Source organism: Amycolatopsis sp. lyj-84, assembly GCF_046549075.1.
Lineage (GTDB): Bacteria > Actinomycetota > Actinomycetes > Mycobacteriales > Pseudonocardiaceae > Amycolatopsis.
In genome coordinates, this window is the sequence record NZ_JAJPWO010000010.1 from 281,313 (window position 1) to 304,151 (window position 22,839).

The window sequence follows — 22,839 nt, forward strand, 5'->3', positions numbered from 1 at the left end:
CTCCTTGTCATGACCGTCGCGCCGTTCTCGGGTCGTAGCCGGGGGCCCTGGTGCCCAGACGGCGGGCCGCGCCCATCGAGTCGCAGCCCGCCAGGCCCAGTGCGTTCCGGAGTTCTTCGGCGAGCAGGTCGAGCACCTGCCGCGCGCCCTGCTCCCCCGCCGCGGCCAGCCCCCACATCACCGGCCGTCCGATCAGGACGGACGACGCCCCGAGGGCGGCTGCCTTCAGGATGTCCCCGCCACTCCGGATTCCCCCGTCCAGCAACACTTCGCAGCCCCCGGAGACCGTCGCGGCGATCTCGCCCAGCATTTCGAGTCCTGGTACGGCACCGTCCAACTGACGGCCTCCGTGGTTGGACACCACGATCCCGGCGACCCCCGCGTCGACGGCGCGAGTGGCGTCCTCGACCGCGAGAATCCCCTTGAGCACCACGGGAAGGTCCGTCTGCGCACGGACCGCCTCCACGGATTCCCAAGTGGCCGGGGCGAACTCGCGCGCGGTGTGCTCGGCCACCGCCGACTGCCCGCCCGCCCGGCTGTGCGCGGCCGTTCCGGCGTCGAAGTTGGCCGCCGTCACCGATTCCGGCAACGCGAAGCCGTTGCGCATGTCCCGCAGCCGTCGCCCCATCCACGGCACGTCGACGGTGAACACGATCGCCTCGCAGCCGGCGTCCTCCGCGCGGCGGACGAGTTCCAGTGATCGTTTCTCGTCGCGCAGCCAGTACAGCTGGAACCACGGCCGCCCACCGACGGCCGCGATCTCCTCCAGCGGAACACTGCTCAGGGTGCAGATGGTGTACGGAACACCGGCGTCCCGCGCCGCGCGTGCCGCGGCGAGTTCCCCCTCGGGGTGGAACAACCGCTGGTACGCGACCGGCGCGACCGCCATCGGCAGCGCGGCACGCCGGCCGAGCACCTCGGCCTCGGTGGTGCTTTCGGCCACCTCGCGCAGCACTCGGGGGATCACGAAGATCCGCTCGAGCGCGGCGCGGTTGGCCTCCAGCGACGCCTCGGTGCCGCTGCCCCCGGCGAGGAAATCCCAGATCTCGCCGGGGAGGACTTCGCGGGCGGCACGTTCGAGGTCGTCCAGGCAGAGGTGGTGGGTCATCGCCGAACGGGGCCGAGCTTGCTCTGCCCGGTCCGTTCCAGTTCCACGGCCTCGTACAGGGCCTTGATGTTGGAGCTGCCGAAGGTGCCGGCACCCTGCCGCTCGATGATCTCGAAGAAGATGGTCTTCCGCGGATGCGTGGAGGCGGTGAAGATCTGGAACAGCTGGCCGCCGTGGTCCTCGTCGGCGAGCAGCTTCGTCTCCCGCAGATCGTCCAGCGAGTGCGTCTCCAGTTCGATGCGCTCGCCGAGCAGGTCGTAATAGGTGTCCGGGGTCTTCAGGAAGTCCACCCCTCGCGAGGAAAGCTCCTTGACCGCGCGGACGGCGTCCGCACTGGTGAAGGCGATGTGCTGGACGCCCGAACCGTGGTGCTCCTTGATGAAGTCGTCGATCTGGCCGGGGTCGGCGGTCTTGTCCGGCTCGATCAGCGTGAGGGTGACCTCGCCCGACGCGCTCTGCACGACGGTGGAGTTCATCGCCTGGGCACCGACCACGATGTGCTCTTCGAAGATCTGCTTGAACCCGAGGGTGCGCTCGTAGTACGCCACCGTGGGGCCGAGGTCGCCCGCGTTCAGGCAGACCGCGAAGTGATCGATCGCGAGCAGGTCCACGCCGCCCCGTCCGCGGGGGATTTCCTTGGAGTCGGGGGCCTCTTCGCGCTGGATCAGGGTGTGCACGACGTCGCCGAAACCGCCGACGGTGGCCGTGACGACCGCGTCCGCACGCTCGCCCGGCTCGCGGATGGCCTCCGCGCCCGCCTTCACCGCGGCCTCGAAGGCGGCGGCCACGTCCGGAGTGCGCAGCGCGATGTCGGCCACGCCCTCACCGTGGGTCTGCAGGTACGTCGCCGCCGGGTGCCGGTCCGACGTCGGCTCGGTGAGGATCAGTCTGATCGGGCCCTGCCGCAGCGTGATGCTCCGGTGGTCCTCCGAGCGGTCCGTGCCGTCGACGGCGAAACCGTACTTGTCCATCCAGCCGGACGCGGCCACCTCGAGATTCGGGACGTACATTTCCACGTAGTCGATCTCGAACTTCTGCATGCTGGGAGTCACGATATTCCTCCGTGAAATAGATTCGCTGCTCGTTTACAGGATGGCTCCATGGCAATTCGGCATCAATGGTGTCCGCTTGACACTTCTGCGCCAGGAGTCCACTTAGGACTGATAGTCACCGCCCGGTGAACCGCACCGGGAGCTCCCGGTATCCCTGCACGACGACCGCGCGCAACCAGGCGGGTTCCTTCACCAGCTCCACCCGCGACACCCTTTCGGCCACCTCGCGCAGCACGACCGCCAGCTCGATCCGCGCGAGCGCGGACCCCAGGCAGTGATGCATGCCGTGCCCGAAAGCGATGTGCCGATTGGGTTTCCGGCCGGGCAAGAACGTGTCGGGGTCTTCGAACACGGCGGGATCCCGGTTCGCGGCGGGCAGCCACGCGACCACCGGCGCACCGGCGGGCAGGTCGCGGCCGTTGACGGTGACCTCGGCCGTCGACACCCGGAGCACGTGCATCGCGGGCGAGGTCCAGCGCAGCACCTCGTCCACGACGGTGTCGACGTCCGCGCTCCCGTCGCGCACCTGGTCCAGAAGTCCCGGCACCGTGGCGAAAGCGTGCACCGCGCCGGTGATCGCGTGCCGGGTGGTCTCGTTGCCGCCGATCAACACGTTGTCGCAGTTGAGCACCACGTCGTCGACCGTGAGTTCGTCATCGGTCAGGAGCGTGCTGACGAGGTCTTCGCCAGGGCTCGCCCGTCGTGCGGTGATCAGTTCGTCGAAATAGACGAGGATCTCGGTATGCGCCTGCCTCGGCGTCATCCCGTCGAACAATTCGTCCTCACCACCGAACGCGTGATTGGTGAGGTCGATGAGCATGTCCTCGTCCGCCGCGGGAACACCGAGGATTTCGCAGACGACCGCGGCGGGAATACGCGGGCCGATCGCGGCGGCCACGTCGCACACTTCGCCGTCGAGCACTTCGTCGAGCACGCCGCGGACCTCTGCCCGCACCCGCTCCGCGAGTTGCCGCGCGGACGCCCTCGAGAGCAGCGGCCCGACCAGCTTGCGCAGCTTGCGGTGCTGGTCCTGTTCGGAGACGACCATCATCTGGCCACCCGAGTTGTCGGGATGGTCGCGGTCGAACCCGATCATCATCCCGTATTCGGAGGTGAACGGGGCGGAAGGCCCGAGCACCGCGGCGCACGCCCGATGCGAGAACACGGACCAGAAACCGGTGGGCGAACTGCCCGGCTCGCTCCACACCATCGCGTCTTCCAGCGCGAGCTCGCGCCAGCGGGCGTGGCGGTCCAAGGTCGTGTACAGATCGGGATTGCCGAGATCGACGGCTGCCGTCGTCTGCATGAATGATCTCCAGGTCAGGTGAGTGCGCCGTCGAGCACCTTGGCGAGCCGCGCCACCGTCGGCGCGTCGAAGAAGGCCTGCACCCTCAGCCGGATCTTCAGCCGTTCACGGATCCGGCTCACCAGCCGGGTCGCGAGCAGGGAATGGCCGCCGATCTCGAAGAAACTGTCCTCGACGCCGACGCTGCTGACGCCGAGCACTTCCGCGAACAACTCGGCGAGGATGATCTCCGTGGGCGTGAGCGGTGCCCGTCCCGCCGCGCGCCCGGCGTGCTCCTCTTCGGGAGTGGGCAGGGCGACGCGGTCGATCTTGCCGTTCGGCGAGACCGGCAGGCTCGGCAAGCTGACGACCACGTCGGGCACCAGATAGCCGGGCAGCTGCTTTCGCAGCGGGGGCAAGAGATCTTCGGCCGGGACACGCGCGCCGGCGATGCCGACCACGTAGGCGACGAGCCTGTTCTCGTGCTCGGTCACCACCGCCTGGGCCACCCCGTCCACCGCGAGCAGGGCGGACTCGACCTCGCCGGGTTCGATCCGGTGGCCGCGGACCTTCAGCTGGTCGTCGACGCGGCCGACGAAGACGAACTGGCCGTCCGAACGCGTCCGGACCCTGTCGCCGGTGCGGTACATGCGCTCACCCGGGCCGCCGAACGGGTCCGGCAGGAACCGCTCCGCGGTCGCGGCTGGTCTTCGCAGGTAACCGCGGGCGAGACCGGGGCCCACCGTGTACAGCTCACCCACGTCCCCGTCCGGGACGGGGCGCAGCAGTTCGTCCAACACGTAGGTGCGGACACCGGTGATCGGCCTGCCGATCGGCGGGGTGTCCTCCCCGGTCAGCGGCTCGCTCGCGGTCACCGCGACGGTGACCTCGGTCGGGCCGTAGGCGTTGATCATCACGCGGTCCACGGCCCAGCGTTTCGCGACCGGGGCCGGGCACGCCTCACCGGCGACCAAGAGGGTCAACCCGGCGGGCAGGCCGCCCGCCTCCTCCAGCGGTGCCAGCGCGGACGGCGGCAACGTGACATGGGTGATGCCCTGATCGCGGACCAGCCGGGCGAGCGGTTCGCCGGGAACGAGGTCCGGCGCGGAAGCCAGCACCAGACAGCCACCGGCCTGCCAGATCGGCCAGAACTCGGCGACCGCGGCGTCGAAACTGGGCGACGCGAAGGCCAGCAACCTGCTCTCCGGCACCAGCTTCTGGCGGCGCACGTAGTCGTCGGCCAGGTTCGGGATCCCGCGGTGCGTGACCAGCACGCCCTTCGGCCGTCCCGTGGACCCCGAGGTGTAGATGACGTACGCGGGGTGGTCGGAACGCAGCGGGCTGAGCCTGTCCTGGTCGTCCAGGTTCGGCTCGGACTGCCCCGGCTCCCGCGCCACGCTCAGGACGACGGGCGCACCGGTCACGTCCTGACCCGGCAGGCACAGCAGGCAGTGCGCCGCCGTGTCGTCCAGCATCTGACGCTTGCGTTCCTCCGGATAGTCCGGATCGACGGGCACGTACGCGGCGCCGGCCTTGTGCACGGCCAGGATCGCGATCACGAACTCGATCGACCTCGGCATCGCCAGCGCGACCAGCCGCTCCGGGCCGACCCCGTGCGCGACGAGACGGCGGGCGAGCCGGTTGGCTTCGCCGTTCAACTCGGCGTAGGTGAGTGTGGTGGTGTCCATCGCCACCGCGGGCCTGTCCGGCAGGACGGCTGCGGTCGCCTCGAACAGGGCCGGCGTCGTGGCTGCCGAAAGGGCGGTCATGCGGTCTCTCCCAGTGTCTCGCGGGACTCGGTGCGGAGGAACCGGAGCAGCTCGCGGTTCACCGCTTCCGGGTTCTCCAGGTAGCCGAAATGCCCGCAGCCGGGAACCGTGCGATGCGTCGCCCCGGGGATCGCGGCGGCCAGCTCCCGCCCGGCTTCCGGCGGCGCCACGAGATCCCGCTCGAACGAGACGACGTGGCAGGGCACCTTGATCGAGCCGTAGGCGTCGAGGCGATCGGGCAACGCGCTCAGCAGTAGTTGCGACCGGACACCCGGCCCCCAGGTTCCCGACGCGGCGAACAGGTCGAGCCAGTCTCCGGTGAGGTCGTCGTCGGCGAGCGTCGCGGGCCCCAGGTTGTGCAGGGCGCGCGTGGCGGCGAGGAAGTCCGGTGGCAATTCGATGCCCAGTTCGATCAGCTTCGCTTCGCCTTCGGCGAGCACCTTCTGCACGAGACTGCTCTTGCCGCAGGCGGCCATCAGCAGGACCGAGTTCAGCAGCTCCGGATGGGCCAGCGCCAGTTCTTGCGCGATGTACGAACCCATCGACGTGCCGATCACGCGGCACGGCATGGCGTCGAGATAGTCGATCAGGGCGGCGACATCCTCGACGAGATCATCGACGGTGAAGCCGTCGGCGCCTTCGTCGCTCGGCGGGATCCCGCGGTTGTCCATGGTGATCACCCGGAAACCGGCGGCGCGGAGCACGGGTACCTGATGCAGGTCCCACACCGAACTCGGCGCCCCGGTGCCGGTCAGCAGCAGTACCGGCGGACCGTCACCACAATCGTTGTAGGACAACCGGATCCCGTTCTCGGTTGTCATCAGCATGATGCTCCTCCGGGAGTGTGGCTGCTACGCCGCGATTCGGTGGTGAGGCCGCCGGAAGTGTTTCCCCTCAACGGTTCCGTCCTCCCCAGGTGCGGTGGCACGGAGTCGACCGTACCTTCAGGGAACGAGTGTCTGGAGGATTCGGCGATGGACAGTCGGGCAAAACCGGGAATAGTCCCGGCGTCCACGGACTGTTCTTGACACCTCAACGGCGGATGGAAATCCTAGTATTCATGGATTCAAACGGTCTGTCCACCCACTTGAACGTGGAAACGCTGCACGGATCGCTCACCGATCCGGCCATCTCGTCGATGAATCTGCTCAACGAGCTGATCGACGAATACCCTGTGGCCATTTCCATGGCGGCAGGCCGGCCGTACGAAGAGTTCTTCGACATCAGCCTCATCCACCAGTACATCGACGCCTATTGCGACCATCTCCGGCGCGACCGGAAACTGGACGAGGCCGGGGTCACCCGCACCCTCTTCCAATACGGCACCACCAAAGGCGTCATCGCCGATCTCATCGCCCGGAATCTCGCCGAAGACGAGAACATCGACGCCGCCCCCGAATCGGTGGTCGTCACCGTCGGCGCCCAGGAAGCCATGTTCCTCGTCCTCCGCACGCTGCGGGCGGGCGAACGGGACGTGCTGCTCGCCCCCGCGCCCACCTACGTCGGCCTGACCGGGGCGGCGCTGCTCACCGACACCCCCGTCTGGCCGGTCCGGTCCACCGAGAACGGCATCGACCCCGAAGACCTCGTGCTCCAGCTGAAAAGGGCCGACGAACAGGGCAAGCGGGTCCGGGCCTGTTACGTGACCCCGAACTTTGCGAATCCCACCGGCACCAGCATGGATCTGCCCTCGCGGCACCGTCTTCTCGACGTCGCCGAGGCACACGGCATCCTGCTCCTGGAGGACAACGCGTACGGATTGTTCGGATCCGAGCGGCTGCCCTCGCTGAAGTCCCTCGACCGGTCGGGGTCGGTGGTCTACCTCGGTTCCTTCGCCAAAACCGGCATGCCCGGCGCCCGGGTCGGCTACGCGGTGGCGGACCAGCGGATGGCCGGTGGCGGCCTGTTCGCCGACCAGCTTTCGAAGCTCAAGGGCATGCTCACGGTGAACACCTCCCCCATCGCCCAGGCGGTGATCGCCGGAAAGCTCCTGCTCAACGATTTCAGCCTCACCAAGGCGAACACCCGGGAAATCTCCATTTACCAGCGCAATCTGCACCTCACGCTGGGCGAATTGAAGCGCAGGCTCGGCGGGTGCGAGGGAGTCAGCTGGAACACGCCGACGGGCGGATTCTTCGTGACCGTCACCGTGCCGTTCGTCGTCGATGACGAATTGCTGGAACGCGCGGCACGTGATCACGGTGTACTGTTCACCCCGATGCATCATTTCTATGGCGGAAAGGGCGGATTCCACCAGCTCCGGCTTTCGATCAGCCTGCTCACGCCGGAATTGATCGAAGAGGGTGTCGCGCGGCTTGCCGCACTGATTGTTCCGCGGCTTCCCTGACCTTTTCATGACGAGAGCCCCTGGCCGCGATCGCGGCCAGGGGCTCTTTTCGTGTGGGCGGAGAAGTCCGTGAAGGCCTCCTTCCCTACCTTGAGAGTAGGGAAGGAGGCCTTCACGGACCTTGTGTCAGGGCTTCGTGCCGGTCACCAAAGCGTGTTCGAACGGCAGCTCGACCGAGCGGACGTCGACGCAGCCGACCGACTTCAGCCAGGACGCGGCCTCGGCCTGCGGCCAGGCCATTCCGCGTCCGGTGGCCAGAATGTTGAGGTACAGGGAAAGCCGCGCGGAGAGCGGGCCGCCGGTCTCGTCGTCCGCGGCCGCGAAACCGTAGATCGAGATCTTCGCGCCGGACGGCAGTACCTCGTACGCCTTGGCCAGCAACATGACCGACTGCTCGGCCGTGAAGGTGTCCAGGACGTGGCTGAACAGGGCGTGGTCGGTATCGGTGGGGAACGGGTCGGTCAGCAGGTCGGCCGGGTGCAGGGTGAGCCTGTCGACGATCTCGGCGGGCACGCGCTGTTCGGCCAGTGCCACGCTGCTCGGCAGGTCGAGCAGGGTGGCCTTGAGGCCGGGGTTGGCCTTGAGCAGCGCCGCCGCCGTGGTGCCGTCACCGCCGCCGACGTCGAGCAGGTGCCGCGACGACTTGACGTCGATGTGCTCCAGCAGTCCCGGCATCGTCTGCAGCGAGAACGCCGACATCGCCGTGTAGAAGATCCTGGCCTTCTCCGGGTCGTTGCCGAGCCGGGCGTACAGCGTGTCGCCGGGGCCGTCGAGGGCGTCGAGGGCCTCGTTGGTGCCGGCGCGCAGCGCGGAGGTCATCCGGGCGAACGCGGGGTAGTAGATGGTCTTCCAGCTGAGCAGGATGTGCCGCCAGCTTTCCGGTCCGCTCGCGGCGAGCAGTTCGGTCGCGACGGGGTGGTTCACGAAGTCGACGCCGCGCTTCTCGATCAGGCCGGTGGTGGCCAGCGCGAGCATCAGCACCCGGAGCTTGTGCGGCTCCAGGCCGGTGAAGGCACCGAGTTCAGCCGCGTCGGCACCGTCCTTCTCGGCGAGGAAGTCGAAGATGTCCAACTCGATCCCGGACACCACCGCGTTGAACAGCGCGGGTCCGTTGGCGATCAGCTGGAAACGACGGTGCACCTCGGTGGAGTCGAGCGATTCCTGCATCTGCAGATTTCCTTTCCGGCCGGCGGAGTCTTCCGCAGACGATGAGAACGACAACCGGCTCACCTCAGAAGGAGCCGGACGCCGGTCCGGCGTTGGCGTCGAAGGAGCTGCCGGAGTAATCGGGATCAAGGACTGAGACGGCGTAGGTGGCGGGCGCGGCCAGCATGGCCACGACGCCGATGACGAGTCCGGCCGTGACCAGGCCCGAGGAGGCGGACTTGATCAGCCGCGCCAGGATCAGCACGACGAGGGCGGCGACGCCGAGCGCGAGCGTCCCCCATTTCGCCCACGGCAGGAAGTTGGGGTAGTGGGACCAGAGCCAGGCGCCCCAGGCGAGGTTCGCCGCGATCGCGACCGGCAGGATCCAGGCCTGTTTGCCGCCGCTTCGGTACGCCCGCCAGAAGGTCACGATGCCCAGCGCGGAGAGGGCGGCGATCGCGGGGGCGAGCGAGGCCACGTACGCGGTGTGCGCGACGGCGCTCGCACTGAACACGAAGCCGAACGTCACCAGCCACACGCCCCACATCACCAGTCCGCCGCGGACCGGATCGGTCCGTTCGGCCCGGCGCCACCACCAGAGCCCGCACAGCAGGGACAGCAACGCGAGCGGGAACAGCCAGGCGATCGCGACGCCGAGGTGACCGTCGAGCAGTTTGGTCGCTCCCAACGGGTCCGCCCGGGTTTCGATCTTGGACTGGTCCATTTCGGGTCCGCCCGGCCCGAGCGGCTGGCCGCCCTCGGCCTTCGGGCCGAAGTTCCCGTCCTGTTCGTCCTGGTGCTTGGAACCGAAGTCCCCGTTCTGTTCGTCCTGGTGCTTCGTGCCGAAGTTCCCCTGGGCGTCCGGGCCCGGCTGACCGCCCTCGGGACCGCCGTCAGGACCATCTCCTGGGCCGCCTTCCGGTCCGCCCTCCTGGCCCTGCGGACCGTCACCGGGACCGCCTTCGGGGCCACCGCCGGGACCACCCTGCGGACCGCCCTCCTGGCCACCACCAGGGCCGAGCGACGGCAAGCCGCCGCGGCCGTTGGGGTCCTCGGCGCCGGGGATGTGGATGCCGACGCGGCCGAGACCGTTGTAGCCGAACACCATGGCGAACGCGCTGTTGTTCGTGGTGCCGCTGATCGTCGGCCGGGCACTGGCCGGGGTGAAGGTGTAGAGCGCGATCCACGACAGCGACACCGCGAGCGTCACCACCCCGGCGATCCCCACGTGCTTCACCCGGCGGCGCACTTCGACCGGAGCGGTCAGCAGGTAGCCGATCGCGAGCGCGGGCAGGATCATCCACGCCTGCACCATTTTGGCCTGGAAGCCGATCCCGACCCAGACACCGGCCCAGACCAGCGACCGGAGCCGCCCTTCGAGGACGGCGCGCTGATAGGCGTCGACGGCGAGCACCAGGCACATCGTCAGCAGGCCGTCCTGCATGCTGTGCCCGAACATGGACGCGAGGACCGGGGTGAGGGTGAAGATGCCCGCGGCGAGCAGCCCGGGCACCACGCCCGCCCAGCGCCGCACGACCCGGTACATCACCAGTACCGAGATCACGCCCTCGATCACCTGCGGCAACGCCACGGCCCATTCGTGGTAACCGAAGATCTTGATCGAGAGAGCCTGCGGCACGAACGATCCGGCGAGCTTGTCGAGCGTGTACGTCGCCCCCGGGTCCACGGCGCCGTAGAAGAACGCCTTCCAGCTCTCGGACATGCTCTTGGCGGCGTCCGAATAGAGCGGCGCGAAGTCGACGCGCGGCAGGTTCCAGGCGTAGAGCACCAGCGCCACGAACGCGATGCCCAGCAGCGCCGGCCTCGCCCACTGCGGCTGATCGGCGGGGGAACGCCAGAACGCCCAGCGGCTGCGCGCGCTTTCGGGCGCGGGGTCCTGGGAGGGCGGCGACGGCAGATGGGTGAGTGTTGCGGACACTCCGGTACCTCCGGGCGTGATACGGCGTCGATTGTGGGGAGGTTCAGCGGGGATCTTCGTCGAGGAGAACCGGCCAGGTGGTTTCGCCATATCCGCCATGGGGTGAGTTCTTCCGGGCGTGCTCGTCGAGCCGGGCGAACAGATTCTTGTTGCGGCCGTTGAGCATCGCCAGTTGGGAAGAATAGCACTCCGCGGCCTCGACTTTCCGTTTCCAGATCTCCGCGGTGGCGGAGTGGAATTCGGAAGAACCGAGGCGGAATCCCGGCGGGAGTTCGATGTTGCCCGGTTTGAACATCGAGTAGGGAAGGTCTTCCCACAGCCGTATCGGAATGTTCTTCTCGCGCGCGGCGGACAGGGCGGCGTCTCGCGCGGCCTCGTTGTCGGGATGGTCGACGATGGCCGCGCACGTGACGATCACGGTGGGAGCGAACTCCGCGATGACCGTCTCGAGGTCGGCCTTGATCTCGGTGACGAGACCGTCGTCGCCGTCGGCCGAATCCTGGTTCATCGCCAGCTTTTGCCCGCCTGCCACGTGATCCGTCAGCCAGCGGCCGTCGGGCAACCGGCGGTAGATGGAGTCGAGGAACCGGCCGTGGCGATGGGCCACCCCCAGGCCGTCGAGGGCGGCGATGTCCTCGTTCCGCCGATGGAGCGGCGCGTCGTCTTCGGGCGAAAGACCCCAGACGGCGTGCATTCGCTCCGCCGCCGCGGAATAGGGAGGGAGCGCGGTACCGGCGAAGACCGTATGGACGAGCACTTTCGCGCCGTCCCGCGCGGCTTGGGCGAGACCGGCCCCGAGCGAAAGGACCGCGTCGTCCAAATGGGGGGAGATCGCCAGCAGCCGGGTCTCCCCGGGATTCTGAAGCATGGACATGATTTTGATGACCTCGTCACGACGCTACAACAGTGCGGACTGGACAGAAGACCAAGCGTCCATTACGGACAGTTGGTCAGGCGGAGCCCACTGCTTCACGCAGGAGTCCCGCGGCCACCGTCGTCCCGTCGGCGCCGATCGTCGCGGCGACGGCCGTCGCCCGCTCCCGGGTTTCCGGGGCCAGTGCCGTGGCGAGCGCGGCGGACAGGGACTCGGCGGTCGGTTCCGGGCCGTCGTGCGCCACCCCGATGCCCAGTTCGGCCACCTTGGCGGCGAAATGCGGATGGTCCGCGATCTGCGGGACCACGACCTGGGGAACGCCCGCGCGAGCGGCCACGTGCGTCGTGCCCACTCCGCCGTGGTGGACGGCTGCGGCCACCCGGCCGAACAGCACCTGGAGGTTCACCTCGTCGACGGCAAGGCAGTCGGCCGCACCGTCCGGCAGGTCCAAACCCGCCCAGCCGTGGGAAAGGACCACCCGGCGACCCTGGGCGCGGATGGCCTCGACGGCCACCTTGGCGATGTTCGCGGGCGCGGGTGAACTGCCGAAGCCCACGTACACCGGCGGCGGGCCGGCGGCCAGGAACGCCTCCAGCTCACGGGAAAGAGGCCGTTCGTCGGACAGGAGCCACGCACCGGTCTGCACCGCGTCGAGGCCCGGCGGCCGCGGGGCCAGGAGCGGATCCGCGATCAGCCAGGGCTGATCGGTACAGCTGAAGTCGTAAAGGCTCTTCACCGGCGGCAGGCCGATCCCGGCCCGCAGACCGTTGAGCGCTTCACCGAACATCCCGTCGGCGCCCTGGTTGTACATGGCCCGGTGCTCGGGCGACGGCAACAGGACCGGCGAAGGAACGGCGTAGAAATAGGGAATTCCGAGCTTCTCGGCGACCGACCGCACCCCGATCGCGCCGGACAGCAGACCGCTCGCCACCACCGCGTCACAGCCTTCGGCGGCGGCGGGGATCTTCTCGAACTGCTCGGCAATCCCCGCGACAGCGGCCTCGGGCGACTCGGGCGGCCCGCCCAGCGCTCCCGCGCCTTCGAGCACCGGCTTGCCGACGACGACGTGCGGCACACCGACCTCGGCCAGGCGTGCGGCGTAGTCCGGCGGCGCGCACATCCGCACCTCGACTCCGTCTTCCCGCAACCGCACCGCCAGTGCCACCAGCGGTTCGACCTCGCCGCGGGCTCCGTACGACCAAAACAACACGCGCATTTCGTATCCCCTGGAGTACTTCAGCGCCGGATCGCGGCGATGCCGACAGTGGCGTAGTTGATGGTGAAAGAGCCGCCCAGCTCGTCGATCGCCGAGCCGAGATACGTCAGGAACCGGGCGCGCGCGTCCTCCGCGAGATGGTTGAGGCCGCCCTGGGTCGGGATCTGGTCCAGCCATTCGTCGCGGGTGCAGACCCGCGACCACGCGAACCGCAGTTCCTCCGGCTCGCTGAACGCCCCGGTCTTGAGGATGCCCTCGGCGGCCTTCACGTACTGCTTGGCGTAGATCTGCTTGGCGTACTCTTCGACGTCTTCTTCACCGTCCTTTTCGGACGGTGGTTCGAACTTCAGGTCGGGCATGGCGTGGCAGTACGCCTCCCCCTGCGCCGTCATGACGGCCTGCGGGAGTTCGAAACCGTTGTCGAACAACGCCAGCAGACCTTGGGGGGCCAGTACACCCGCCACCTTGGCCGCGCCCGCGAACGGGTCCACCCAGTGCCAGGCGGTCCCCGAGACGACCGCGTCGAAGGTGCGGCCCGCCGGGTCCCAGTCCTCGAACTTGGCGACCTCGACGTCGAGGCCACGCCTGCGGGCGACCTCCGCCATGCGCGCGTCCGGTTCCACGCCGAGCACCGTGCAGCCCGCCGCCTGGAACGGACGCGACGAAAGACCGGTACCGCAGCCGACGTCCACGAAGTTCTTGCCAGGGCTCAAACCGACGACCCGGTCGACCAGTGCTTCGGGATAGCTGGGCCGGGCGCGGTCGTACCGTTCGGCGTCGAGGCCGAACCATTGCGCCATTTCCCGGTTCTCGTGCGGTGCAGCAGCCAGATCGGACATTTTCCTCACCCTGGTTAGGTTCACGATGGTCAAACGGAAACAGCCGGCTTCTTCCGGCTGACCGCGTCACGCAGGAGTTCCGCGGCCACCGTCGTGCCGTCGGTGCGGATCGAGCCCGCCACGGCCGCCGCCCGCTCCCGGATCTCCGGGGACAGTGCCTTGGCGAGCGCGGCCGACAGGGAATCGAAGGTCGGCGCCGGTCCGTACTCCTCGAACGCCACCCCGATGCCCAGGGCGGCCACCTGCTCGGCGAAGTACGGCTGGTCGGTGATCTGGGGCAGCACGACCTGGGGGACGCCCGCCCGCGCGGCCACGGTCGTCGTACCCCCGCCCGCGTGATGGACGACGGCGGCCACCCGGCCGAACAACGCCTGCAGGTTGGCCTCGCCGACGGCGAAGCAGTCGGCCCCGTCGTCGGGAAGCGCCAGATCGGCCCAGCCACGGGAAAGGACCACCCGATGGCCCTGGGCGCGGATCGCCTCGATGGCCAGCTTCACGGTGCCGGCGGTCTCGGACGTGCTGCCGAAACCGACGTACACCGGCGGCGGGCCGGCGGCGAGGAAAGCTTCCAGCTCAGCGGAAAGCGGCCGTTCGTCGGGCAGGATCCACGCGCCGGTCTGCAGGGCGCCGAGTTCCGGCCGCGGCGGGGCCAAGGTCGGGTCGGCCGCCATCCAGGGCTGCTCGGTGAAGCCGTACTCGACGAGATTCCCCACCGGCGGCAGGCCGATCGCCGCGCGCCTGTCGTTGAGCGGGGCGGCGTACCGCTTGGCGAAGACCTCGTCGTAGAAGTCCCACAGCGCCCGGTTGTCGTCCATCGCCTCCTCGGGCGGACGGCCGTCGCCACGCGACAACGGCGGCGGGTAGTACGGCGACGGCAGGTAGATCGGGCAGTACGCGGCGTAGAAGTACGGGATGCCCAGCTTTTCGGCCACCGACCGCACCCCGAGGGCGGCGGACAGCACACCGGTCGCCAGCACCACGTCACAGCCTTCGGCGGCCGCCGGGACCTGGTCGAACTGCTCGCCGAGCTCCTCGGCCGGGCTCCGGGGTTCCGGCCCCTCCGCCGACTCCGACATCCCCCGCATCATCGCGCGCAAGGACTGGCCGACCGGCACCACCGGAACGGCGAACTCGGCCAGCCGCTCCTCGGTGTCCGGCGGCGCGCACACCCGCACCTCGGCGCCGAGCTCGCGCAACCGCACGGCCAGTGCGACCACCGGTTCGACGTCTCCGCGGAGTCCGGTCGTCGACAACAACACACGCATTTCGCATCCCCTGTTTTCGGACCGTGTGGTCACACGACTGTGGTCACACGACTGTGTGGTCACACGGAAACGGACGGCTTCTCCCGGTTGACCGCGTCGATCAGGAGTTTCGCGGCCACGGCGGCCCCGTCGGTGCGAACCGTGCCCGCCACGGCCGCCGCCCGCTCCCGGGTTTCCGGGGCGAGCGCCGTGGCGAGCGCGGCGGACAAGGAATCGAAGGTCGGGGTCGGGCCGTCGTGCGCCGCCCCGATGCCCAGTTCGGCCACCCGGCCCGCGAAGTACGGCTGGTCGGCGATCTGCGGGACCACGACCTGGGGAACGCCCGCACGGGTGGCCGTGGTCGTCGTCCCCGCGCCACCGTGGTGGACGGCGGCGGCCACGCGGCCGAACAGCAGCTGGTGGTTGCCCTCGCTCGCGGCGAAACAGTCGCCCCGGTCGTCGACCAGGGCCAGATCGGCCCAACCGCGGGAAAGAATCACGCGGCGGCCCTGGGCGCGGACCGCTTCGATGGCGATCTTGGCGGCCTCCTCGGGCGCGCGCATGCTGCCGAAACCGACGTACACCGGCGGCGGCCCAGCGGCGAGGAACGCCTCCAGGTCGGCCGCGAGGGGGCGTTCGTCGGGCAGGGTCCACGCACCGGTCTGGACGGCGTCGAGATCCGTCGGCTGCAACGGGGCCAGCGCCGGATCGGCCGCCAGCACCGGGTGATCGGTGAAGCCGTACCGGAAGATGTCCTCGACCGGCGGCAAGCCGATCGAGGCCCGCTGGGCGTTGAGCGGCTCACCGAATCGCCTGAGAGCGCTCTGGCTGTTCTTGTTCCACAGCACCCGGTTGTCGGTCCCCTCGGGCGCGGGCGGCTCGCCGAGCGGCGGCGGCGGCGCGTAATGCGGCGAGGGAATGAAGCGCGGGCAGTAAAAGCCGTAGAAATAGGGGATGCCGAGCTTCTCGGCGACCGACCGCACGGCGACCGCGGTGGCCAGCATCCCGGTCGCCAGCACCACGTCGCAGCCCTCGGCGGCCGCCGGGACCTGCTCGAACTGGACGGCGATCGCCTCGGCGGAAAGCCGCGGCCCGTCCTCGGGCGACGGCGGCTTCGCCCCCTTGATCGCGGTCCGGGTCGACTTGCCGACCGGCACCAGCGGCACGCCGACCTCGGCCAGCCGTTCCGAGGAATCCGGCGGCGCGCACATCCGCACCTCGGCGCCGGAGTCCCGCAGCCGCACCGCCAAGGCCACCAGCGGTTCGACATCCCCACGGCTTCCGGACGTCGCCAGCAACACGCGCATTCCGTGATTCCCCGTTCGTTAGGTTCTGTGATGGTTCAGGCCGGAACAGACGGCTTTTCCCGGCTGACCGCTTCACGCAGCAGTTCGACGGCGGCCGTCGTCCCGTCCTCGCGGATCGTGTCGGCGACGGCGATCGCCCGCTCCCGGGATTCCGGCGACAGGGCCGTGGTGAGCGCGGCGGACATGGCCTCGAAGGACGGGGCCGGACCCTCGAGGGCGACACCGATCCCCAGTTCGGCGATCCGGTCCGAGTAGTACTGCTGGCCGACGATCGAGCGCACCACGATCTGGGGAGCGCCCCCGCGGGTGGCCACGTGCGTCGTCCCCGTGCCGTCGTGGTGGATGGTGAGGGCGACCCGGCGGAACAACTCCTGGAGGTTCACCTCGTCGACGGCGAAACAGTCGGCGCCCGCGTCGGGCAGGTCGAGATCGGCCCAGCCGCGCGAAAGGATCACCCGATGCCCCTGGGCACGGCTCGCCTCGATGGCGACCTTCGCCGCGTCGGCGGTCCCGGACGAGCTGCCGAAACCGACGTACACCGGCGGCGGCCCGGCGGCGAGGAACGCCTCCAGCTCACCGGAAAGCGGGCGTTCGTCGGGCAGGATCCACGCGCCGGTCTGCACGGCCTCGTGCCGCGGTTCGAGCGGGGCGAGGATGGGATCCGCGGCCAGCAAAGGCTTGTCGGTGGAGCAGTAGTCGAAGAGGTTCTTCGCCGGCGGCAGGCCGATCTCGGCCCGCTTGGCATTGAGCGCGTCACCGAACAGCCCGTCGGCACCCTGGTTGTACATCACCCGCTGCGCCGCTTCGAGGTGGCTCGGCAGGTGGATCGGGCACAAAGCGACGTAGTGGTAAGGAATCCCGAGCTTCTCGGCGACCGAGCGCACGGCGACCGCACCGGACAGCAGACCGGTCGCCACCACGACGTCGCAGCCTTCGGCGACCGACGGCATCTGGTCGAACTGCTCGGCGATCCCGGCCGCCGCGAGGGCGGGGTCACGTCCCTCGCCGTCGTTCATCCCCCGGTCCGGGCGCGCGACCGGCACCAGCGGAACCCCGATCTCGGCCAGCCGCTCCGCGCTGTCCGGCGGCGCGCACATCCGCACCTCGGCGCCGGATTCCCGCAGCCGCGCCGCCAGCGCCACCAGCGGCTCGACGTCCCCGCGTGATCCACACGCCCACAACAACACGCGCATTTCGCTTCCCCTCTGCATTACCAGGTGACCGGCAACTGATCCGGGCAGTCGATGAAGGCGTTCCGGAGTTTCACTTCATCGGCGGAGACCGCCAGGCTCATGTCGGGGAATCGTCGCCACAGCGCCTGATAAGCCATCCGCAGCACCGTCCTCGCCACCGCCGCGCCGATGCAGTAATGGATTCCGTGCCCGAATCCGACGTCCGAAACCGAAGGGCGCCTCGCGTCGAGGACATTGGGGTTCGGGGTCAGCGCCTCGTCCCGGTTGGCCATCAGGATCGAGCACAGGACGTAGTCCCCCGCCTTGATCAGCTGTCCGCCGACGACGACGTCCCTCAGCGCCATCCGCGGATTCGGCTGCTGCACGGGCGAGAGATACCGCAGCAGTTCGTTGACCACGCGATCGGCTTCCTCGCGGCCTTCGAAGAGCATTTGTTTCTGCTCGGGGTGATCCAGCAGCGCGAGGACCCCGAACCCGAGCATCCCCGCGACGGTCTCGACACCGCCGAGGAGCAGCGCCGTGCAGAGACCCTTCAGCTCCTCGTCCGTGACGTTGTCCCCGTGCTCGCGCACGAGCATGCCGAGGAACCCTTCGTCGGGATCCTGGCGCTGCCGGGTGATGAGGCTGAGCAGATACCGGTTGAACGCCGCGCTGTCGGCCGCCCTCGCCTTGAAGCCGCGGCTGAGGTCGACGTTCCGCCTGATCCGGCGGATGAACTCGTTGCGGTCGTCCCGCGGAATGCCGAGCAGTTCGCAGAGAACCCCGCCGCCGACGGGATCGGCGAACAGTCCCTGGACGTCCGCGCCCGGTCCCTCCGCCTCCAGCTCGTCGAGACGATCGTCGATGAGTTCCTGGATCGCGGGTTCCAGCCGCCGGATCCGCCGGACGGTGAACTCCGGGGTCAGCATCTTCCGCAGCCGGGTGTGTTCCGGCGGGTCGTAGGTCGAGATCTGCCCGACGAACTGCGGCGCCATGGGCACGTCTTCGCCGTTGGTCGTCCTCGCCGCTTCCGCCTCGGTCAGCCGGGGCCGCGTCGTGAAGTTCTCGTGATCACCGAGGATCTTGCGCACGACGTCGTAGCCGAGGGCCTGCCAGACGTAGCCCGTGCCGAGCTGCGTGGACGCGTCCCCGAGAATCCGGACCAGCGGGCCCTTCTCGCGGAGGGCGAACATGTCCGCATGCGGATCGCAGTGCGTTCTCATCATGTAGTTCGCCGTCGGCTCCACGGCCGGCGCGACCTCGTCGATTGCGTGCTCCATACCGAGTGGAAGCTCCTTCATAGACCAGGAATTGCGGTCCGGCTGCGCGCCGCATCGCCATCTTCATCCGCGATCGGGCGGGAGGTCCAGCGCGCCGCCATGGACGTGGTCGTGAGTGGCGATTCGGGTTGCGTTGGATGACCAGAAATCCACAAAGTCTGCCGTGACCCGTCCGGTCACGACAGCCCGGTGACCCAGCCGACCCCAGGGGTGTGTGGAAATAGGGACGTTGAACGTCCCTATTTCCACACACCCCTCACCCTCGGCGACACCTCGCGCTCGCCCACGTACGGACTTATTTTGAGAGGTATGGCAAAACGTTTCGCGGGTGATCGCTTGGCTGCGTGGTGGTCCGGGTGTCGCGAAAGCCACTTTCGCAACCTTGACCGTTGCGAAAGCGACTTTCGCAACGCGTCCACGACCAAGGCACGTTTGCCTTTCCCCTCAATAGCCCGAAACGCCACTCACGACCCACTGGACCGGCGCCTCACCAAGCGACCATCAGGCTGGTGAGGCCGTAGGCCGGGGTGGTCAGGCGGAACATGGTGTCCTTCGCGGGATCCGCGAGCCTCAGCTCGGGGAAACGTTGCCACAGAAGGGTGAACACGGTCCGCAGTTCGAGACGGGCCAAGGAAGCGCCGAGGCAATGGTGGATGCCGTGCCCGAACGCCACATGCGGGACGGGCTCGCGCGCGAGGTCGAGGCGGTCCGGTTCCGGCAGCAGCGCGGAATCACGGTTGGCCATCGGGAGCGAGCAGAGGACGGTTTCCCCCTCCTTGATGACCTCCTCCCCGATGGTGACGTCCTCCATGGCCGTCCGGGGTGTCGGGGCGTACGGCACCGTCAGGTACCGGATCAGCTCGTCGACCGCGCGGTCCGCCGCCTGGCCTTCGCCCCGCAGCGCTTCGAGCTGCTCGGGATGCCGCAGCAGCGCCAGCACGCCGAGCCCGATCATGCCGGAGATGTTGTCGTCACCGGCCAGCATCACCTGAACGCAGAAGCCCCTCAGCTCCTCGTCGGTGGCCTCGTCGCCGTGTGCGGCGACGACCGCCCCGATCAGCCCTTCGCCGGGGTCCTTCCGGTTCCTGGCGATCATGGCCAGCAGATAGCGGGAGAACGCCTCGCCGGCGGCCGCCCGTCTCCGCTGGCTCAGCGAAGCGTCGAGATGTCCGTGACACAGCTTCAAAAACATGGCGCGGTCGTCCCGGGGAACCCCGATCAGCTCGCACAGCACGGCCCCCGGCACCTCGTCGGCGACGAGCTCGATCACGTCGGCGGGAGATCCCGCGTCCTCCATGGCGTCGAGCCGTTCGGTGACGATCTGCTCGATGTACGGCTCCATCCGCCGCATCTTGCGCAGCGTGAACCCGGGAGTCAGCTTCTGCCGCATCCGCGTGTGCTCGGGCGGGTCGTAGTCCATCAGGTTGCCGACCAGCTCGTTCGGCCGGAAGATGCCTTCCCCGCCGATCTCGTCCTGCTCGTGCCAACGGCGCCGCGTGCTGAACCGCTTGTGATCGCCGAGGACCTGCCGCACGACGGAATGTCCCGCGGCCATCCAAATGGTTTCGGCGTCCGCTCCGGATCCGACGGTGACCCTCGACAGTGGTCCGGCGGCGCGCAGTTCGTCCGCCGGATCGAGGTCCTGCCTGCGGATGTGGAGCGGGCGCGTGTCCTCACCACTCAATGGGGAGCTCCTCGATGTTGAACGGGGCCGGTTTGCCCGCCACGAACCGCAGTTCCTCTTCCGGGACCGCCAGCCGCAGTGACGGGAACCGGCGGGCCAGCACCGGCAGCGCCACCCGCAGTTCGAGCCTGGCCAGCGGAGCGCCGACACAGTGGTGGATGCCGTGCCCGAAGGCCAGGTGCCCCGGCGAGTTCTCCCGGGTGATGTCGAACTTGTCCCCGAGCGTGCGGTTGACCGCCAGCATCGAACAGGTCAGCACGTCACCGGCGCGGATGTCGTATCCGGCGATGTTCAGGTCGACGAGCGCTGTCCGGGGAGAAGGAGCCTCGACGATCGTCGGGTAGCGAAGGACTTCCTCGGTCGCGCTGTTCACCAGCTCCGGGCGCTCCTGGAGCAGCGCCAGCTGGGCGGGGTTGGTCGCGAACAGGAGCACCGCCATCGCCAGCTGGGCGGCCATCTGCTCGACCGCCACGATCAGGATCGCCTCGGCGAGCCCCGAAAGCTCTTCGTCGCTGACCTTGTCCCCGTGCTCGCGCACGATGAAACCGATCAGTTCGTCGCCGGGATCGCGGCGTTCGCGGGCCGCGAGCTTTTCGCAGTAGTGGACGACGCCGAGGCTCGATTGGGCCCGCTGCTTGGGAATCCGGCTTTCCCGGCTGTCACGGATCATCCGCGACAGGTCGGCCTGGTCGTCGCGCGGGACGCCGAGGAACTCGCAGGCGATGAGTGCCGGGATGGGCCAGCCCGCGTACCGGACGAAGTCGATCGGCGAGCCCATGCTCTCGAGATCGTCCAAGCCCTCTTCGAGGATCTCTTCGACGCGGGGCCGCAGCCGCTCGATCCGCCGGACGCTGAACGCCCCCGCCACGGTCCCGCGCAGGCGGGTGTGATCGGGCGGGTCGTAGGCCTGCAGGATCCCCGGCAGATGGGCCCGGTCCGCCTCGTCGTCGACCGGGCGCATCGAACTGAAGCGGGTGGCGTCGGCGAGGATCTCCCGCACCTCGTCGTAGCCGGTGACCAACCATTGCTTGCGGCCGTTCAGCCCCGTCTCCGTGTCGTACTCGTGGAGCGGCCCCTCCTTCTGCAACGCGCAGAGCTCCGGCGCCGGATCGAGCCGGATCCGCTGATGCGGCAAGGGAACTACCATGATTCTCCTCAGGCTTCTGGCGTTACCAGTCGAGCAGCAGGGCTTCCACGTCGAACGGTGGCGGCCCGAATTTGAGCTTGCGGTCGGGCTCGGCGAGCCTCAGCTTCGGAAAACGCAGGGCCAGCGCCGGAATCGCGACCCGGAACACCATCTCCGCCAGCGGCCTGCCGAGGCAGTGGTGGATACCGTGCCCGAACGCGACGTGCGGGGCCTTCTCCCGGGTGATGTCGAACTCGTCCTCCGGGGCCGGGAACTTCCCGCGATTCGCGCCCAGCAAAGAACACGTGACGGTGTCGCCCGCCTTGACCAGGCGGTCACCGATCAGCACGTCCTCCTTCGCGATGCGCGGGTGGAGCTTTTCGTCGGTGGTGAGGTACCGGGTCAGCTCTTCGAGCCAATCCGGGACGGTGTCCGGCTTTTCGCGGAGCAGGTCGAACTGCTCCGGGAAATCGGCCATCAGCAACGCGCCCGCCGCGAGGAACCGGGCCACCTGGTCGCCGCCCGCGCCCATGATGAACGCGGCCACCCCCGCCAGCTCCGCGTCGGTGATCTCGTCGCCGTGCTCGCGCACCACGACACCGAACAGGTCGTCACCGGGGTTGGTGCGGACGCGGGCCACGGCCTTGTTCATGTACGTCATGTACTTGTTGCCCGCCGCGTTGCGCCGTTTGTCCGTCCGCTCGGTCCGGCTGGCGTGCAAGGTGCGCGCCAGATCCGCCTGGTCGTCACGCGGGATGCCCAGGAAGTCGCAGGTCGCCGTCGTGGCGACGGCCCACCCGAACTGCGGGACGAAGTCCGCGGGGCCGCCCATGTCCTCGATGGTGTCGAGGACGTCTTCGACGATCTGTTCGACCTCCGGCCGGAACCCCTGCATCCGCCGGATGGCGAACGGAGGCGTCACCAGCCGTCGCAGCCGGGTGTGGTCCGGCGGGTCGTAGTGGGTGAGGAAACCGGGCCAGGCGATCCCGGCCGCGGTCCCGCCGTAGATCAGCCGTGCGCTGAACTTGTCCGAGCTGAGGACCTGCCGGACCTCGTCGTACCCGGTGGCGAGCCACGCGGTCCGGCGTTCCCCGGAATCCTCGGTGCCCAAAGCGGAAATGGGGCCCTGGTCCATCAGGGCGAGAAGTTCCGCACCCGGATCGAATCGGTCCCTCCGGTGGATTTCCAAGCCCCGGACGACGTTGAGCTCTTCGAACACGGCAGATCCTTTCGCCTCGACCAGCCGGGGCATGCGGAGTGGATGTTCCCGGTCGGCCGGACGAGCGTCGAGCTCGTCCAACCGACCGGCGGGCAAGGGTGGGCGCTTCTGTTCTCGGGGCGCGTCGCGCCGGTGCCGCGCCGGTGGCGCGTTGCGAAAGCCACTTTCACAACGGTGAAGGTTGCGAAAGTGGCTTTCGCGTCATCGGGGCAAGCGGCCGCCGGGCTCGTCC

At 68.9% G+C, this 22,839-nt stretch carries 18 protein-coding genes; 1 reads left to right on the plus strand and 17 read right to left on the minus strand.

Annotated features, from left to right (window positions below):
• Positions 1-7 precede the first annotated feature (7 nt).
• The 5 genes from ACLJRM_RS29285 to ACLJRM_RS29305 form a co-directional block, all read right to left on the minus strand.
• On the minus strand, positions 8-1,108 hold the full coding sequence (locus tag ACLJRM_RS29285) for an alpha-hydroxy acid oxidase (RefSeq protein WP_410664883.1): 1,101 nt from the start codon (positions 1,106-1,108) through the stop codon (positions 8-10).
• Complete coding sequence (hppD, locus tag ACLJRM_RS29290) at positions 1,105-2,148, minus strand: 4-hydroxyphenylpyruvate dioxygenase (protein ID WP_410664928.1); 1,044 nt, start codon at positions 2,146-2,148, stop codon at positions 1,105-1,107. Before hppD ends, ACLJRM_RS29285 begins: the two co-directional genes overlap by 4 nt.
• Before the next feature lie 127 nt (positions 2,149-2,275).
• Entirely contained in the window at positions 2,276-3,466 is a 1,191-nt protein-coding gene (locus ACLJRM_RS29295; protein ID WP_410664884.1) for a cytochrome P450, read from the minus strand.
• 14 nt (positions 3,467-3,480) lie between these two features.
• Positions 3,481-5,214 carry an amino acid adenylation domain-containing protein gene (locus ACLJRM_RS29300; protein ID WP_101612849.1) on the minus strand — a complete coding sequence of 578 codons (1,734 nt, stop codon included), beginning with the start codon at positions 5,212-5,214 and terminating at the stop codon, positions 3,481-3,483.
• Positions 5,211-6,041, minus strand: a complete 831-nt coding sequence (locus tag ACLJRM_RS29305) for an alpha/beta fold hydrolase (protein ID WP_410664885.1) — start codon at positions 6,039-6,041, stop codon at positions 5,211-5,213. Before ACLJRM_RS29305 ends, ACLJRM_RS29300 begins: the two co-directional genes overlap by 4 nt.
• A 233-nt stretch (positions 6,042-6,274) precedes the next feature.
• Here ACLJRM_RS29305 and ACLJRM_RS29310 point away from each other — a divergent pair, with 233 nt between their 5' ends.
• Positions 6,275-7,561 carry a PLP-dependent aminotransferase family protein gene (locus tag ACLJRM_RS29310; protein ID WP_410664929.1) on the plus strand — a complete coding sequence of 429 codons (1,287 nt, stop codon included), beginning with the start codon at positions 6,275-6,277 and terminating at the stop codon, positions 7,559-7,561.
• Positions 7,562-7,687: 126 nt separating this feature from the next.
• On the opposite strand, the gene ACLJRM_RS29315 is transcribed toward ACLJRM_RS29310, so the two are convergent.
• From ACLJRM_RS29315 to ACLJRM_RS29370, 12 genes are all read right to left on the minus strand, one after another.
• Positions 7,688-8,728, minus strand: coding sequence for a methyltransferase (locus ACLJRM_RS29315; protein WP_101612846.1), 1,041 nt, complete (start codon positions 8,726-8,728; stop codon positions 7,688-7,690).
• Positions 8,729-8,792: 64 nt separating this feature from the next.
• Positions 8,793-10,646, minus strand: a complete 1,854-nt coding sequence (locus tag ACLJRM_RS29320) for an ArnT family glycosyltransferase (protein WP_410664886.1) — start codon at positions 10,644-10,646, stop codon at positions 8,793-8,795.
• A 43-nt stretch (positions 10,647-10,689) separates the two neighbouring features.
• Positions 10,690-11,514 carry a PIG-L deacetylase family protein gene (locus ACLJRM_RS29325; RefSeq protein WP_410664887.1) on the minus strand — a complete coding sequence of 275 codons (825 nt, stop codon included), beginning with the start codon at positions 11,512-11,514 and terminating at the stop codon, positions 10,690-10,692.
• 82 nt (positions 11,515-11,596) lie between these two features.
• Complete coding sequence (locus ACLJRM_RS29330; RefSeq protein WP_410664888.1) at positions 11,597-12,736, minus strand: glycosyltransferase; 1,140 nt, start codon at positions 12,734-12,736, stop codon at positions 11,597-11,599.
• Positions 12,737-12,756: 20 nt separating this feature from the next.
• A complete protein-coding gene (locus ACLJRM_RS29335) occupies positions 12,757-13,536 on the minus strand; it encodes a class I SAM-dependent methyltransferase (RefSeq protein ID WP_410664930.1) in 780 nt (259 codons plus the stop codon).
• Between the two features lie 68 nt (positions 13,537-13,604).
• Positions 13,605-14,840: a glycosyltransferase gene (locus tag ACLJRM_RS29340; RefSeq protein ID WP_101612842.1), complete on the minus strand. Its 1,236-nt coding sequence runs from the start codon at positions 14,838-14,840 to the stop codon at positions 13,605-13,607.
• A 59-nt stretch (positions 14,841-14,899) separates the two neighbouring features.
• A complete protein-coding gene (locus ACLJRM_RS29345) occupies positions 14,900-16,126 on the minus strand; it encodes a glycosyltransferase (protein WP_410664889.1) in 1,227 nt (408 codons plus the stop codon).
• A 35-nt stretch (positions 16,127-16,161) separates the two neighbouring features.
• On the minus strand, positions 16,162-17,319 hold the full coding sequence (locus tag ACLJRM_RS29350) for a glycosyltransferase (protein ID WP_410664890.1): 1,158 nt from the start codon (positions 17,317-17,319) through the stop codon (positions 16,162-16,164).
• 17 nt (positions 17,320-17,336) lie between these two features.
• Entirely contained in the window at positions 17,337-18,578 is a 1,242-nt protein-coding gene (locus tag ACLJRM_RS29355; protein ID WP_101612839.1) for a cytochrome P450, read from the minus strand.
• A 487-nt stretch (positions 18,579-19,065) separates the two neighbouring features.
• Positions 19,066-20,262, minus strand: a complete 1,197-nt coding sequence (locus ACLJRM_RS29360) for a cytochrome P450 (RefSeq protein WP_101612838.1) — start codon at positions 20,260-20,262, stop codon at positions 19,066-19,068.
• Positions 20,252-21,409 (minus strand): cytochrome P450, encoded by a 1,158-nt coding sequence (locus ACLJRM_RS29365; RefSeq protein ID WP_410664891.1) that lies wholly within the window; start codon positions 21,407-21,409, stop codon positions 20,252-20,254. The genes ACLJRM_RS29360 and ACLJRM_RS29365 overlap by 11 nt, the downstream gene beginning before the upstream one ends.
• A gap of 22 nt (positions 21,410-21,431) precedes the next feature.
• Positions 21,432-22,607: a cytochrome P450 gene (locus ACLJRM_RS29370; RefSeq protein WP_101613805.1), complete on the minus strand. Its 1,176-nt coding sequence runs from the start codon at positions 22,605-22,607 to the stop codon at positions 21,432-21,434.
• Between the last annotated feature and the right edge of the window lie 232 nt (positions 22,608-22,839).

What these genes read in the sequence shown, in the direction of transcription:
- ACLJRM_RS29285 (WP_410664883.1), bottom strand. Translation starts at nt 1,108, where the DNA reads ATGACCCACCACCTCTGCCTGGACGACCTCGAACGTGCCGCCCGCGAA.
- hppD (WP_410664928.1), bottom strand. Translation starts at nt 2,148, where the DNA reads ATGCAGAAGTTCGAGATCGACTACGTGGAAATGTACGTCCCGAATCTC.
- ACLJRM_RS29295 (WP_410664884.1), bottom strand. Translation starts at nt 3,466, where the DNA reads ATGCAGACGACGGCAGCCGTCGATCTCGGCAATCCCGATCTGTACACG.
- ACLJRM_RS29300 (WP_101612849.1), bottom strand. Translation starts at nt 5,214, where the DNA reads ATGACCGCCCTTTCGGCAGCCACGACGCCGGCCCTGTTCGAGGCGACC.
- ACLJRM_RS29305 (WP_410664885.1), bottom strand. Translation starts at nt 6,041, where the DNA reads ATGCTGATGACAACCGAGAACGGGATCCGGTTGTCCTACAACGATTGT.
- ACLJRM_RS29310 (WP_410664929.1), top strand. Translation starts at nt 6,275, where the DNA reads ATGGATTCAAACGGTCTGTCCACCCACTTGAACGTGGAAACGCTGCAC.
- ACLJRM_RS29315 (WP_101612846.1), bottom strand. Translation starts at nt 8,728, where the DNA reads ATGCAGGAATCGCTCGACTCCACCGAGGTGCACCGTCGTTTCCAGCTG.
- ACLJRM_RS29325 (WP_410664887.1), bottom strand. Translation starts at nt 11,514, where the DNA reads ATGCTTCAGAATCCCGGGGAGACCCGGCTGCTGGCGATCTCCCCCCAT.
- ACLJRM_RS29330 (WP_410664888.1), bottom strand. Translation starts at nt 12,736, where the DNA reads ATGCGCGTGTTGTTTTGGTCGTACGGAGCCCGCGGCGAGGTCGAACCG.
- ACLJRM_RS29335 (WP_410664930.1), bottom strand. Translation starts at nt 13,536, where the DNA reads ATGGCGCAATGGTTCGGCCTCGACGCCGAACGGTACGACCGCGCCCGG.
- ACLJRM_RS29340 (WP_101612842.1), bottom strand. Translation starts at nt 14,840, where the DNA reads ATGCGTGTGTTGTTGTCGACGACCGGACTCCGCGGAGACGTCGAACCG.
- ACLJRM_RS29345 (WP_410664889.1), bottom strand. Translation starts at nt 16,126, where the DNA reads ATGCGCGTGTTGCTGGCGACGTCCGGAAGCCGTGGGGATGTCGAACCG.
- ACLJRM_RS29350 (WP_410664890.1), bottom strand. Translation starts at nt 17,319, where the DNA reads ATGCGCGTGTTGTTGTGGGCGTGTGGATCACGCGGGGACGTCGAGCCG.
- ACLJRM_RS29355 (WP_101612839.1), bottom strand. Translation starts at nt 18,578, where the DNA reads ATGGAGCACGCAATCGACGAGGTCGCGCCGGCCGTGGAGCCGACGGCG.
- ACLJRM_RS29365 (WP_410664891.1), bottom strand. Translation starts at nt 21,409, where the DNA reads ATGGTAGTTCCCTTGCCGCATCAGCGGATCCGGCTCGATCCGGCGCCG.